The organism is Rhizobium giardinii bv. giardinii H152 (assembly GCF_000379605.1).
GTDB classification, from domain to species: domain Bacteria; phylum Pseudomonadota; class Alphaproteobacteria; order Rhizobiales; family Rhizobiaceae; genus Pararhizobium; species Pararhizobium giardinii.
Window position 1 is genome coordinate 400856 of the sequence record NZ_KB902680.1, and the last position, 13546, is coordinate 414401.

A 13546-nucleotide genomic window follows, 5' to 3' on the forward strand; every position below is an offset into this window, starting at 1 on the left:
CTCCGTTTGATGATCATGTGCGTCGAGCGGAGGATCGAACATGAGCGGCACGGCAGGGAATGGCAAGGAACGACGTGTCCCGGTCCCCCGCAAGGGGTCGCCAAGCCCGCGGCTCGACGAGGGCGAATTCAAGCGTCGCTTTCTCATCCAGTTTCAGGACAGGGCCTTTGATCCGTTGGCCGCCGAACTCGACAGAATCGCGTCGGCTGCGTGGGACGCCTATGACCATCACCGCAAAAGCCCGGAAACGAAAAAAGCCGGTCCTGGCTATGCCGACCCGGACTATGACCTTTCGGTCGACTGGATCGCCGCCCGTCAGGCGATCGAGGACGCCCAGCGGCGGCACGACGATCCGTCTGCCCCGGCGCGCATCCTGCTGATCAGCGGTTCGGCCCGCAGCGAGCACACCTGTCCGGGCGAAATGTCGAAATCCTATCGGCTGGTCGCGATCGCGCGCGAAGTCATCGAGCGTCGAGGCGATGTCGAGGTCGAGGTTCTGCAACTCGATCGTCTCGCCTCCGAATATGGACGGCATATCCATCCCTGCAAGGCGTGCTTTTCGACATCGCCGGCCCTCTGTCACTGGCCCTGTTCCTGCTATCCCAATCATTCGCTCGGCCAGGCGCAGGACTGGATGAACGAGATTTATCCGATGTGGGTCGCCGCCCATGGCGTGATGATCGTCTCGCCGGTCAGCTGGTACCAGGTTTCCTCGCCGATCAAGCTGATGATGGATCGGCTGGTCTGTGCCGATGGCGGCAATCCCGACCCCACTCTGACGAAGGGCAAGGATGCGGCACTTGCCAAGAAGATCGAGATGGAGGGCTGGCATTATCCGCGGCACCTGGCCGGTCGGCTCTTCTCCGTCATCGTCCACGGCGATGTCGAGGGCGCGGAAAACGTCCGGCGCAGCCTGTCGGACTGGATGAAATACATGCAGCTGACGCCGGCGGGGCCGCTTGCCGAACTTGATCGCTACATCGGCTATTGGAAGGAATACGCGGTCTCGCATGAGGAACTCGATGCCGATACCGCCATCCACGACGAGGTGCGCAACGCCGCGCAAACGCTGCTCGAGGCCGTGCTCGCGAAGCGGGCGGGCAAGCTGGTCACGGCCGGGGCGGAGCTGCAGGAACCGCGGCAGAAATAGCGCGTTGGGCGAGATGCCATCCTCAAGGGAAACACGCCATGCCGGTCAGGACCCCGCGCAAGCCGAAACCGCCACCCGCCTTCACCGGCGAGCGGGCCGATGGCGCCTCCATCGCAGCGCTGCACCGGCAGGCAGAGCATTGCACGCGGTGCGACCTCTACAAGGACGCGACCCAGTTGGTGTTTGGCGAAGGGCCCCCTCATGCTCCGGTCGTTCTCGTCGGCGAACAGCCGGGCGACCGCGAAGACGAGGCGGGCAAGCCCTTTGTCGGTCCGGCCGGCCGGCTGCTGGACGAATGCCTGGAGCAGGCTGGCGTCGATCGCGCGCTCTGCTATGTCACCAACGCCGTCAAGCATTTCAAGTTCGAGCGGCGGGGAAAGCGGCGTCTGCATGCCCGTCCCAATGCGGGAGAGATCCAGCGCTGCGCCTGGTGGCTGGCAGCGGAAATCGAACTGCTCGAGCCGAGATTGATCGTCGCGCTGGGGGCAACGGCTCTCTACGCGCTGATGGGGCGCTCCGTTGGGCTGACCCAGGAACGGGGTCGCATCGTCAAGACCGTGAACGGCACGCCGTTGCTCGTGACGGTCCATCCGTCCTACCTGCTGCGGATCCGCGACCGAGCCGAGGCGCAAGCGGCACGGCAAGCTTTCGTCGAGGATCTGGAACGCGTGGCGTCATTCCTCGGTGAAGGAGAGGAACGGAACGCGCCTCGCGTCGCCGTTGAATGAAGCGCCCGCAAAATGATCAATTTTTGTGATGCTTAGATGAAAAAATAAGCACTTTGGTCTTTGTTGCTGGTGCTTTACCGGTGGTTGTTCTATTTCCGTCTCTTCCGTCGTGCGACCCATTCCGGTTGCGACGAAGCCAAGGGCTCAAATCTCGTCATGCTGACTTCGACCCAAACCCCAACGGGCGTCCGCACCGATAATTCCTGGCCTTCGCATTACCGCGCCAGCATCGCGCTCGGCGTGCCGTTCGTCGGGGCGCAGCTGGCGCAGTTCGCCATTCACGCCACCGACGTTCTGATGGTCGGCCGGCTCGGAACGACGGAGCTTGCCGCGATGGTTCTTGCCGCGCAGACGTTCTTCACCGTCTTCATCTTCGGCTCCGGTTTTGCCAATGCCGTCATCCCGATGGTGGCGCAGGCGCAAGGACGCGGCGACCGCGTCGCTGTCCGCCGAGCCGTGCGCATGGGCATGTGGGCGGTGCTGGGCTACGGCGTCTTGACCACGCCGCTGTTGTGGCACGCCGAAACGGTCCTCCGGTCGATGGGCCAGCAGCCCGCAGTCGCGGCCCTTGCGGGCAGCTATCTGCGTGTCGCGCTATGGGGGATGTTCCCGGCGCTGCTGTTCATGGTGCTGCGCGGCTTCCTGAGCGCGCTCGAGCGCGCCGGCGTCATCCTCTATGTGACGATCGCCGTGCTCGTCGCCAATGCCGCCCTCTGCTATGTCTTCATCTTCGGCCATTTCGGTGCGCCGGCGCTCGGCATCGTCGGTGCGGCGATTTCCGCATTGGCGGTTAACACGCTGAGCTTCGTGCTGCTCTATGCCTATATCCAGGTCCAGCCGGAAACCCGCGGCTACGAGATTTTCGTCCGCTTCTGGCGATCCGACTGGCCGGTGTTGCGGGAGGTTCTCAAGCTCGGCCTGCCGATCGCCGTCACCATCCTTGCCGAAGTCAGCCTGTTCACGGTCGCGTCGCTGCTGATGGGCATGATCGGCACCGTCGAGCTTGCCGCCCACGGCATCGCACTGCAGTTCGCCTCGATCGCCTTCATGGTACCGCTTGGCCTTGCGCAGGTGGCAACGGTCAGGATCGGTCTTGCCCATGGCCGCCGCGACGCGGAAGGCATCAAGCGGGCGGCGATCGCGGTTCTCGTCATCGGCTGCGGCTTTGCCCTGATCGGCAGTGTCGTCTTCGCAGTGTTTTCGCACGAGCTTGCCGCGATGTATCTCGATACGCGCAGGCCCGATGCGGCGCAGGTTCTCGCCTATGCCGGGCCGCTGATCGTCATTGCCGGCGCGTTCCAGCTGGTCGATGGTGTGCAGGCGCTCGCCGCCGGCATGTTGCGCGGCTTGAAGGACACCACCGTGCCGATGATGCTGGCGCTGGTGTCCTATTGGCCGATCGGCTTTGTCGCCGCCTATCTGCTGGCCTTCCATTTCGGCTTCGGCGGCGTCGGTGTCTGGTACGGCTTCGTGCTCGGCCTTGCGGCCGCCAGCATCACGCTCACCTGGCGCTTCTTCCGTTTCCTGTCGCGCGAGAGGAAGTTGCTGGCCTTGCCGGCTTAGGACCGGTGAGCCGAACATCAGTGTCGCTGCGTGATATTTGTTCTTGATATGTTCTTTCTCCTGCCGTATCACTTGTTGATCGAACGGAGGATAAAAATGAGCGCCTACGCGACTGTCGGAACACTGGATCATGCGAAATCGGCGAGCTTCTATGACGCGACCCTTTCCATGATCGGCTGGGGGGTGCATGCCAATTTTCCGGGCTGGCGCGGCTACTCCTTAGGCGGCACCGGCGAGGGCTTCGTCCTCTGGGTCTGTGAACCGTTCAACAGTGAACCGGCGGTGCCCGGCAATGGCACGATGGTCGGCTTCATGGCGAAATCCCATGCCGCGGTCGAGGCCTTCTACGAGGCGGCCCTGGCGAACGGCGGCACCGACGAGGGCGCGCCCGGGCCGCGTCCGCAATACGGACCGAACTGGTACTCCGCCTATCTGCGCGATCCGGCCGGCAACAAGCTGGCGGTGGTCTTCAACGGCTAGACAGACAAAGCCCCGGCGCTCGTTTGGAGTGCCGGGGCTTTGTCATTTCCAAAATGTCTTTGGGCGCTCAGCGTTCGGCCAGCGCCGGCTCGCCCTTCTTCTCGCGCACCAGATTGATGAAGCGGCGGAAGAGGTAGTGGCTGTCCTGCGGACCGGGCGAGGCTTCAGGGTGGTGCTGCACGGAGAAGACCGGCTTGCCGGTGACGCGCAGGCCGCAATTGGTGCCGTCGAACAGCGAAACGTGAGTCTCTTCAACGCCTTCAGGCAGCGACTTGGAGTCGACTGCGAAGCCGTGGTTCATCGAGACGATCTCGACCTTGCCCGTCGTGTGGTCCTTGACCGGATGGTTGGCGCCGTGGTGGCCCTGGTGCATCTTCTCGGTCTTGGCGCCGAGCGCCAGGCCCAGCATCTGGTGACCGAGGCAGATGCCGAACAGCGGGATGTTGCTCTTGATGAGGTCCTTGATCACCGGAACGGCGTATTCGCCGGTGGCGGCCGGATCGCCCGGGCCGTTCGACAGGAAGATACCGTCCGGCTTCTGCGCCAGCACCTCTTCGGCGCTGGTCGTTGCCGGCATGACGGTGACCTTGCAGCCGAGGCCGGCGAACAGGCGCAGGATGTTGCGCTTGACGCCGAAATCGAGCGCCACGACGTGATGCGTCGTCTCGGTTTCCGCAAGCTCGCCGTAGCCTTCGTTCCACACCCAGGGCTTTTCGCTCCAGCGCGACGACTGGCCGGAAGAGGCAACCTTGGCAAGATCGAGGCCTTCGAGACCGCTCCAGGCTTTGGCTTCCGCCTTCAGTTCGTCGAGGTTGAAGACGCCATTCGGATCGTGCGCGATCACCGCGTTCGGTGCGCCGTTCTCTCGGATCCAGGCAGTCAGCGCCCGCGTGTCGATACCGCAGAGGCCGATGATGCCGCGGGCCTTCAGCCAGGCGTCAAGGTGTTTTACCGCGCGATAGCTGGAAGGATCGGTGATGTCGGCCTTGAAGATGACACCGACCGCACCGTGGCGGGCTGCCGGCGTCAGGTCCTCGATGTCCTCGTCATTGGCACCGATATTGCCGATATGCGGGAAGGTGAAGGTGACGATCTGGCCGAGATAGGAAGGATCGGTCATGATCTCTTCGTAGCCGGTGAGCGCCGTGTTGAAGACCACTTCGGCCTGTACCTTGCCGGTGGCGCCGATGCCTTTGCCTTCGATGACCGTGCCATCGGCAAGAACGAGCAGTGCGGTTGGTTTTGCGGTGGTCCAGGGCGCGGTGCCGGTCATTGTCTTCATCCCGTTCAGGCGGCGTGTGGCGGACGTTCCATGGGACGCCGGCTGGCCGTTTTGGTTCGCAGGTGCACAGAAGCGGGCGTTGGGCGCGCGCTGTCAGGCCTGGTCACGATGTTTGTGCAGGTGACGGTAAATAGCTGCCGCGTCGCATAAGGTCAATCTTGAAGACGGACGGATACGGCTTTTCCTTCAGCTTTTACCGGTGATTTGCGCAATTCGTTTGCTCGCGGCTGTTCGGCTGGTTTATGTAGCGCCATTCAACAGGAGTAAGGACAATGATGCGCGATCAACTCGCCGCCGCCCTCAAGGATGCAATGAAATCGAAGAATGCGGAGCGGCTGTCGACCATCCGGCTGGTTCAAGCCGAGATCAAGAGCCGCGACATCGCCAATCGCGGCGCCGGCAAGGGCGATGCCAGCGACGACGAAATTCTGCAGATCCTTGCCAAGATGGTGAAGCAGCGCGAAGAATCGGCGAAGATCTACGAAGAGAACGCCCGCCCCGAACTTGCTGCCAAGGAACGCGCCGAGATCGTGGTCGTGCAGGATTTCATGCCGAAGCAATTGTCGGAAGCCGAAATGCGGGCGAATGTCACGGCTGCGATCGCCGAAACGGCCGCCGCCGGGCCGAAGGACATGGGCAAGGTCATGGCGCTGCTGAAGGAGCGTTATGCCGGCCAGATGGATTTCGCCAAGGCGTCCGCCGTCCTCAAGGAACTGCTGTCAGCTCTCTGACCGCTGGTGCCGATGCGGCCTGCCGATGGAAGGCCGCATCGATGATCGCAAATTTCTCGGCCTGGTAGGTCAGGTATTCCCGCACGAAACCCTGCGACAGCCACAGCGCAGTGCGGCCGGCGGCGGTTTCGTAGCCAAGGCTGCCCATCTCGGCCGCTTTGTTCAGCAAGCGCTTCAGGTGCGTCTTCGAGATCATGTAGCGCCGGCAGATATCTGCCGGCGAAATCGGGCCGACGAGGGTTCGCGGCGCATCCGGATCAAAATCTTCGATCCTGGCGATGAAGGAATCCATCACGACGCCGCCGGCATTGGCCCAGGTAAACAGATTGAAGGTCTCGCCGGGGTGGCGCACCTCGTGCGTTTCCAGAATCCCCCGCGCTATGACGGGCTGGAGTTGCGTGAAAAGTGCCGGGTCCGCGGCGAGCGCCTCTGCCCTTGTCCCGCCATCCAGATGGTCGAGGATGGAAAGATGGGCATAGAGCCACTTCACCACCGATTGCACCGCCACATCCGTCGGCTCCAGCGGCCGCATGCGATTGTCCGGCGGGTTGTCGCTGTGGCGGGCGAAGCGATAGGCGAGCATTTCCTGGATGAAGGCAGCGGCGGTGTTGCGGCTGGCAATGCCGTGCTCCACCGCGGCCGAAACGAAACGCCCGACATAAAGCCCCTTGGCGGGATCGCTCGGATCACGCCCGTAGTGGAGCGATAGACCCAGTTGCGCCATCAGCCAGCGTTGATGGGAGGCGAAGATCGACATCAGCCGAGGGTTTTCATCGTACATCGCCGTCAGTTCGACCGCGAGCCGGCGTATCGCTGCAAAAAACGCACTGCTGGAAACAAGATCGTCGGCTGTGAGGGGCATTGGGGATTCCGGAAGGAGGAGCAGCGATGTATCGCTTGTCCAACGTGTCGGTTCAACTTTTTATTCACGGTCGCCTTGCGAGTGTCGGTGTCTCCAACCTGTGAATTGCGGGTATGATGCGCAGCCTTGCTGGCGCGGCCCGTCATTGCCGCTTATATGGAAGCCGGCCCAGAGGTATTCATGCGTTTTTCCAACTCCTTTCTCGACGAGATCCGCGACCGCGTTCCGATATCGGACGTGATCGGCAAGCGCGTCACCTGGGACCGCAAGAAGACCAATGCCTCGCGCGGCGACTACTGGGCCTGCTGCCCCTTCCACGGTGAAAAATCCCCGAGCTTTCACTGCGAGGACCGCAAGGGACGCTACCACTGCTTCGGCTGCGGCGTGTCGGGCGATCATTTCCGCTTCTTGACCGATCTCGACGGCATGGCTTTTCCCGAAGCCGTGCAGCAGATCGCCGACCTTGCCGGCGTCGCAATGCCGCAGCCCGATGTCGAGGCCGAGAAGCGCGACCGCCAGCGCACCGGCCTGCAGGACGTCATGGAAATGGCGACGCAGTTCTTCGAAGCCCAGTTGCAGACCGCGGGTGGCGCCAGGGCGCGGGCCTATCTGCGCGATCGCGGCCTGACCGGCCGCACGATCGAGACCTTCCGGCTCGGCTATGCACCCGAAAGCCGCAACGCGCTGAAGGAGCATCTTGCGGCCAAGGGCGTGCCGAAGGACCAGATCGAGGCTTGCGGCCTCGTCGTCCACGGACCCGACATCCCAGTCTCCTACGACCGATTCCGCGACCGCATCATGTTCCCGATCCTGTCGTCGCGCGAGAAGGTCATCGCATTCGGCGGCCGTGCGATGTCGCCGGATGCGCCGGCCAAGTACCTCAATTCCAACGAGACCGAACTCTTCCACAAGGGTAACGTGCTCTACAATTTCGCCCGCGCCCGCAAGGCGATGTCCCGGGCCGGCCGCGTTGGCAACGCCGCGCAAAACGAGAATGCTGCCGGCACGATCATTGCGGTCGAAGGCTACATGGACGTGATCGCGCTGCATCAGGCTGGTATCGAGAACGCCGTCGCGCCGCTCGGCACCGCGCTCACCGAAAACCAGATGGCGCTGCTGTGGAAGCTGACCCAGCAGCCGGTCCTCTGCTTCGACGGCGACAGTGCCGGCATCCGCGCCGCCAACCGTGCGGTCGATCTGGCGCTGCCGCATCTGAAACCCGGCTTCTCCGTGCGCTTCGCCATGCTGCCGGACGGCAAGGACCCGGACGATCTCGTCCGTCATGAGGGCCGCGCGCCGTTCGACAAGGTGCTTGCCTCGGCCCGCTCGCTGTCGGAAATGGTCTGGCTGCGCGAGGCACAGGCCGGCAACTTCGACACGCCGGAGCAGCGGGCGCAACTGGAAGCGACGCTGAAACAGGTCGTCTCCGTCATCGCCGACGAAAATGTCCGCCGCCACTATGGCCAGGATGTCCGCGACCGCCTCAACCAGTTTTTCCAGGGCGCTTCGCGCCAGCAGAACGGTCAGCGGAATTTCGATCGCAACCAGCGCCACGGCACCAGCCGGAATGGCGGGCAGGGCCGTGGCGCGCCAAACGGGCCGCGCACCTCAGAGCGTAGCGGCATCTCCGACCGGCTTGCCCGCTCGTCGCTCGTCAGCGGCCATCAGGCCTTGCCGCCGCTCAGGGAAAGCGTGCTGGCGCTCACCATCGTCAACCACCCGCAACTGCTGTTTGAGGAATATGACGAGATTTCCGCGATCGACTATGACAACCGCGACCTCCAGCGCTTCTGGTCGTCGGTGCTCAATGCCGCCGCGGCCAAGGGGCCCCGCCTGTCGCGGGAAATCCTCGTCGAGCAGTTGGAGGCCGAAGGCTTTGGCGAGCTTCTGAAATCGCTCGACCAGCAGATCCGCTTCGCGCGCCTCTGGACCGCAACAACCGCCGCAGCCCCCGAGGATGCGCGCGAGGGCTATATCCAGGCGCTCTCGCTGCACAAGCGCACCAAGGCGCTGCTCTGGCAGCGCCGCGAGCTCGAGAGCGAACTCGCCTACGCCACCGAAGAAGGCGACGACGACGCCGTCAGCCAGATCCTGCGCAACCTGCAGGAGGTCCAGCTGGAGGTGACGCGGCTGGAAAACCAGGAAGCCATCATCGACGGTTTCGGCGTGCTGTCGGGGCGGGTGAAAGGGCCGGCGGGGAAGTAGTCTATCGCCCGCCTGTCAGGCGGTTGCCGCCTGCGTGCTCCTGCCGATGTTTCGGCCATATTGGTGGAACGGCAACTCGATGTAGACATAGGAAAGCCGCGAGATCAGCAAAGTCCCGATCAGCGTTGTGCAGATGAGAAAGGCAAGTTGCGGCCAGGGGTCATGGATGCCGAGCACCTCGATCGCACGCAAGGCCACGATCAGGACGATCATGTGCGAGAGATAGACCGAGTAGGCCATGTTTCCCACCCACTGCAGGGGCCGTGCAGTCGCCATCCTGCTGAAAAGCGCGGCCACCCCGTCTTCTGTTTCGCGGGCGCGGATTACCAGCATGATGACCGTTGCCCAGATCAGGTAGGGCAGGACGCCGACGGAGTGCTGCAGCAGCAATCCTGCGATGACGAGCCCCCATGTTTTCACGATCGGGATCAGTCGCAGGGGATGAGCCTCCTTCGCCCGGTATTTCATGAAGTAGAAGGTCGCGATCCCGAGGGTGAAATCGAGAAGCCACCGGCCAATGAAGCTTTCCGGCATTCGCGGCAGGATAAAGGTAATGACAAGCGCGGCGGCAAGCAGCGACCCGCAGCGGACGGCATTCATCCTCGACGTCAGGAGGGAAATGAAGAAGGGCGCTATCAGATAATATTGCCACTCAAGCGATATGCTCCAGGCCTGTCCCAGAAAGGCGTAGTCGGTCGAGGGCAGCAGGCGCGGCGGCACGAGACCGTGCAGCGCCGGCAAGTGGGCTGCGAGATGCCAGGGCCAATAGGCGAGCGTATCGGCGGCGATCGTTGTTCTCGCGGCCTGCATGACGCCGGACGGCGCATCGAGCCAGGTTGTAAGGGCGAAATCGACCAGGAGGACAGAGAGCGCCAAGTAAAACAGGTAGACCGGGAAAATCCGCAATGCGCGCCGCGTGATGTAGAGGCCGTAGCCCTCCGGCTTTGTGTCGATCAAGGCAGCAATGGCAAAGCCGCTCAAGAGGATGAATACGGTGACGGCGTAGACATTATAGAGCTTCGCTTCGATCAGGCGTCCATGCACAGCCGACGCCGTTGCCACATGCCCGATCACAACCCAGATCGCCAGGACGCCGCGCAGGGCTTCGAATTCTTTTACATACCGCATCAAACCACTGTTCATTCCTATTGTCGTATCTGGACCATGCAGGTGCACTGCAGCAATTTTTAGTCAGGCCTGAAAATTGGTCGCGGCTCCTAATCTCGTCGCGTCGCGGTCGAGAGAGAGCCGTTCGAACCGCTGCAGAGCAAGATCGCCTCTTGCCGACCGGCCGAGGAATTGCAAAAGTCGCCTTTCCATGGGGAGGTTTGCACCGATGCGATTGCAATTCGCAGGAGGGATTTCATGAATGCGATCACGCTGTTTGCCTTCGCACTCGTTTCATTCATCGGCATCGCCACGCCCGGCCCGACCGTGCTTCTGGCGCTGACCAACGGCTCGCGTTTCGGCGTGCGCCGCGCCCTGGTCGGCCTGATCGGTGCGGTCCTGTCCGATTTCGTCCTGATCGGTGCCGTCGCGCTCGGGCTCGGCGCGCTGCTGGCAGCCTCCGAATTCTGGTTTTCCGTCGTCAAATGGATCGGTGCCGGTTATCTCGCCTTCCTCGGCATCATGCTGCTGCGCTCCAAGGGCTCGTTGAACGAGACGCTGCACGGCACGGCGCAGAACGGCTTGGGATCGCCACGCTCGATCTTCCTCAAAAGCTTCCTGGTCGCGGTCACCAATCCCAAGGGTTACCTGTTTTTCTCGGCCTTCCTGCCGCAGTTCATCGCGCCCGCCGAACCGCAGGTCCCGCAATATGCCGTTCTCGCCCTCGTCTTCGCGATGATCGATTTTCTGGTCATGTTCGGTTATGCGGCGCTCGGCTCGCAGGCCGTGCGGCTGCTGAAGACCTCCGGTGCGCTCTGGCTCGACCGCATCTGCGGTGGCGCCCTTCTGGCGCTCGCCGGCTCGCTGGCGTTCTATCGGCGTGCGACCGCGTGAACCCCGATTTGCCATTGGCCGGGTACGGGGTCGCGGCAACGGCTGAAACTGTGCCATAGTCCCGCTCTCCCAAGAAAGCGATTCCATGCCGCAGATTCAAGACCGCATCGATCCCCTGTTCGAAAATGAAGGCGCGAAAAATCCGCTTGCCGTCCTGAAGCAGGTCTACGGTTATTCGGCCTTCCGCGGCAAGCAGGCGGCCGTCGTCGAAAGGGTCGTCGCGGGTGGCGATGCCGTCGTACTCTTTCCGACCGGCGCCGGAAAATCGCTCTGCTTCCAGATCCCGGCCCTTTGCAGAGACGGCGTCGGCATTGTCGTGTCGCCGCTGATCGCCCTGATGCGCGATCAGGTGGAGGCGCTGAAACAGCTCGGCGTCAGGGCGGCCGCGCTCAACTCGTCGCTGACGCGCGAGGAATTCCTCGACGTCCGCCGGGCGATTGCAAATGGCGCGCTCGACCTTCTCTATGTCACGCCCGAGCGCATCGTCACGCCCGCCTTCAAGGAGATGATCGGCACCGCGAGGATCGCGCTCTTTGCCATCGACGAAGCCCATTGCGTCTCCCAATGGGGCCATGATTTCCGTCCGGAATATCGGGAGTTGGGTCATCTCGCCGAGCTCTATCCGGGCGTGCCGCGCATGGCGCTGACGGCAACGGCCGATCCGCATACCCGCGAAGACATCATCGACAGGCTGGCCTTGCGCGGGGCGCAAGTCTTCACCACCTCGTTCGACCGCCCGAACATCGCCTATGAGATCGTCGAGCGCGACCAGCCGCGCCAGCAGTTGCTGCGGTTCCTGTCGCGCCACAAGGGCTCGAGCGGCATCGTCTATTGCCTGTCGCGCGCCAAGGTCGAGGATACCGCCGAATGGCTGAACGGGCAGGGCATCCGCGCGCTTGCCTATCATGCCGGCATGGACCGCAGCGTCCGCGATGCCAACCAGGATGCGTTCCTGAAGGAGGAGGACCTCTGCCTCGTCGCCACCGTCGCCTTCGGCATGGGCATCGACAAGCCGGATGTGCGCTACGTCGCCCATCTCGACCTGCCGGGCTCGGTCGAGGCCTATTACCAAGAAACCGGCCGTGCCGGACGCGACGGGCTGCCGTCCGATGTCTGGATGGCCTATGGAATGGCCGATGTCATCCAGCGCGGCCGGATGATCGACGAGGGCGGCTCGGCGGACGACATCAAGCGGGTCGAGCGCGCCAAGCTCAATGCGCTGCTTGCCATCTGCGAAACCCCGACCTGCCGCAGACAAGCCATCCTTGCCCATTTCGGCGAGGCCCACGGCGGCAATTGCGGCAACTGCGACACCTGCGTCAAACCCGTCGAGACCTGGGACGGCACGGATGCCGCCATCAAGGCGCTCGCTGCCATCTATCGCACCGGCGAACGCTTCGGCACCGGCCATCTGATCGATGTGCTCCTTGGCGCCGTCAACGAGAAGACGACGCGCTTCGGCCACGCCGACATGCCGGTCTTTGGCGCCGGCAAGGATATTCCGTCGAAGACCTGGCAGTCGGTCTATCGGCAATTGCTCGCCGCCGGCCTCGTCAGCGTCGATCACCAGGCATTTGGCGCGCTGAAACTGCAGCCGGAGGCCCGCGCCGTGTTCAAACGCGAACGCGAGGTCCGTTTCCGCAAGGACAGGCCGACCACGGGCAAGGCGCAACGCAATGGCAAATCGTCCGGCAGCGCGGCTGCGCGAACGGACATGTCCGATCGCGATCAGGAGCTTTTCCAGAAACTGCGGACGCTCAGGGCCTCTATTGCCAAGGACATGAACGTGCCGCCCTATGTCATCTTCCCCGATACGACGCTGATCGCGCTCGCCAAGGAGCGGCCGGCGAGCAGCAGCGATCTTCTCGGCGTCCCCGGCATCGGCGAGACTAAGCGCGAGCGTTACGGTGCCGCGTTTCTGGAAGCGATCCGCGCGGCGGATTGAGAACCGACCGGCCAAAGTCCCTGCCGCCGTTCAGCATCCTGTCAGTGTTGCCACCTATCTCGGCAGCGCGACATCAACAACAGACAGGAAGCTCCATGTTTATCCGCAATGCATCCCTGGCGCTTGCCGCCCTTTTCATCGCCACCCCGGTATTCGCGGCCACGACGATCAATGTCGTCGAAGACGGCGAGGGCGGGGGCAAGATGTCGCTCGTGCTCGACCAGAAAACGATCAGCGCCGGGCCGGCAATCTTCAAGGTTCACAACGACGCCGTCGGCGAGGAGCACGAAATGGTGCTGGTTCGTCTGAAATCGGCGGACGCAAAGATTCCGCTGCTCACCAAGAAGCATCGCGTCGATGAAAAGCAGCTTCAATCGCTTGGTGAAGTGGAAGATCTGGCGCCGGGCGCCGATGGGGAATTGAAGGCCGAGCTCGAGCCCGGCACCTACCTGCTGCTCTGCAATCTCAAAGGCCACTACGAAGCGGGCATGCAGGCCGTACTGACCGTAACCGACTGATCAACGAATCTATTCAACATGTTGCAGCGTCCTCCTGCCATTGGCGATGCGGACGCTGCAACGTTTATTTCCGATGCCGCA

Annotated in this window: 12 protein-coding genes; 9 read left to right on the plus strand and 3 right to left on the minus strand. The window is 63.0% G+C overall.

The genetic code is table 11. From position 1 onward, the window contains the following. The first annotated feature begins 40 nt into the window (after positions 1-40). The 4 genes from A3AY_RS0117730 to A3AY_RS0117745 all read left to right on the plus strand — a co-directional run bounded on the left by A3AY_RS0117730 (position 41) and on the right by A3AY_RS0117745 (position 3921). Positions 41-1150, plus strand: a complete 1110-nt coding sequence (locus A3AY_RS0117730; protein ID WP_018327008.1) for a flavodoxin family protein — start codon at positions 41-43, stop codon at positions 1148-1150. 38 nt (positions 1151-1188) lie between these two features. Next, complete coding sequence (locus A3AY_RS0117735) at positions 1189-1878, plus strand: UdgX family uracil-DNA binding protein (RefSeq protein ID WP_018327009.1); 690 nt, start codon at positions 1189-1191, stop codon at positions 1876-1878. 156 nt (positions 1879-2034) lie between these two features. Further along, positions 2035-3441, plus strand: coding sequence for an MATE family efflux transporter (locus A3AY_RS0117740; RefSeq protein ID WP_026203561.1), 1407 nt, complete (start codon positions 2035-2037; stop codon positions 3439-3441). A gap of 96 nt (positions 3442-3537) precedes the next feature. Then, entirely contained in the window at positions 3538-3921 is a 384-nt protein-coding gene (locus A3AY_RS0117745) for a VOC family protein (RefSeq protein WP_018327011.1), read from the plus strand. 67 nt (positions 3922-3988) lie between these two features. Here A3AY_RS0117745 and carA read toward each other — a convergent pair whose 3' ends face one another. Further along, a complete protein-coding gene (gene carA / locus A3AY_RS0117750; protein ID WP_018327012.1) occupies positions 3989-5194 on the minus strand; it encodes a glutamine-hydrolyzing carbamoyl-phosphate synthase small subunit in 1206 nt (401 codons plus the stop codon). 281 nt (positions 5195-5475) lie between these two features. Between carA and A3AY_RS0117755 the strand changes: the two genes are divergently transcribed. Then, a complete protein-coding gene (locus A3AY_RS0117755) occupies positions 5476-5934 on the plus strand; it encodes a GatB/YqeY domain-containing protein (RefSeq protein WP_018327013.1) in 459 nt (152 codons plus the stop codon). On the opposite strand, the gene A3AY_RS0117760 is transcribed toward A3AY_RS0117755, so the two are convergent. Then, positions 5909-6796 carry a hypothetical protein gene (locus A3AY_RS0117760; protein WP_018327014.1) on the minus strand — a complete coding sequence of 296 codons (888 nt, stop codon included), beginning with the start codon at positions 6794-6796 and terminating at the stop codon, positions 5909-5911. The genes A3AY_RS0117755 and A3AY_RS0117760 overlap by 26 nt on opposite strands. 180 nt (positions 6797-6976) lie before the next feature. Here A3AY_RS0117760 and dnaG point away from each other — a divergent pair, with 180 nt between their 5' ends. Beyond that, positions 6977-9001, plus strand: coding sequence for a DNA primase (gene dnaG, locus A3AY_RS0117765; protein ID WP_026203562.1), 2025 nt, complete (start codon positions 6977-6979; stop codon positions 8999-9001). A gap of 15 nt (positions 9002-9016) precedes the next feature. On the opposite strand, the gene A3AY_RS0117770 is transcribed toward dnaG, so the two are convergent. Further along, the gene (locus A3AY_RS0117770) at positions 9017-10144 is read right to left on the minus strand and encodes an acyltransferase family protein (protein ID WP_234913022.1); all 1128 of its coding nucleotides are present in this window, start codon (positions 10142-10144) and stop codon (positions 9017-9019) included. Positions 10145-10366: 222 nt separating this feature from the next. On the opposite strand from A3AY_RS0117770, the gene A3AY_RS0117775 reads away from it, so the two are divergent. The 3 genes from A3AY_RS0117775 (at position 10367) to A3AY_RS0117785 (ending at position 13465) form a co-directional block, all read left to right on the plus strand. After that, the gene (locus tag A3AY_RS0117775; RefSeq protein ID WP_018327017.1) at positions 10367-11002 is read left to right on the plus strand and encodes a LysE family translocator; all 636 of its coding nucleotides are present in this window, start codon (positions 10367-10369) and stop codon (positions 11000-11002) included. 85 nt (positions 11003-11087) lie between these two features. Beyond that, entirely contained in the window at positions 11088-12947 is a 1860-nt protein-coding gene (gene recQ / locus A3AY_RS0117780) for a DNA helicase RecQ (protein WP_018327018.1), read from the plus strand. A gap of 95 nt (positions 12948-13042) precedes the next feature. Continuing rightward, complete coding sequence (locus A3AY_RS0117785; RefSeq protein ID WP_018327019.1) at positions 13043-13465, plus strand: hypothetical protein; 423 nt, start codon at positions 13043-13045, stop codon at positions 13463-13465. The last annotated feature ends 81 nt before the right edge of the window (positions 13466-13546 follow it).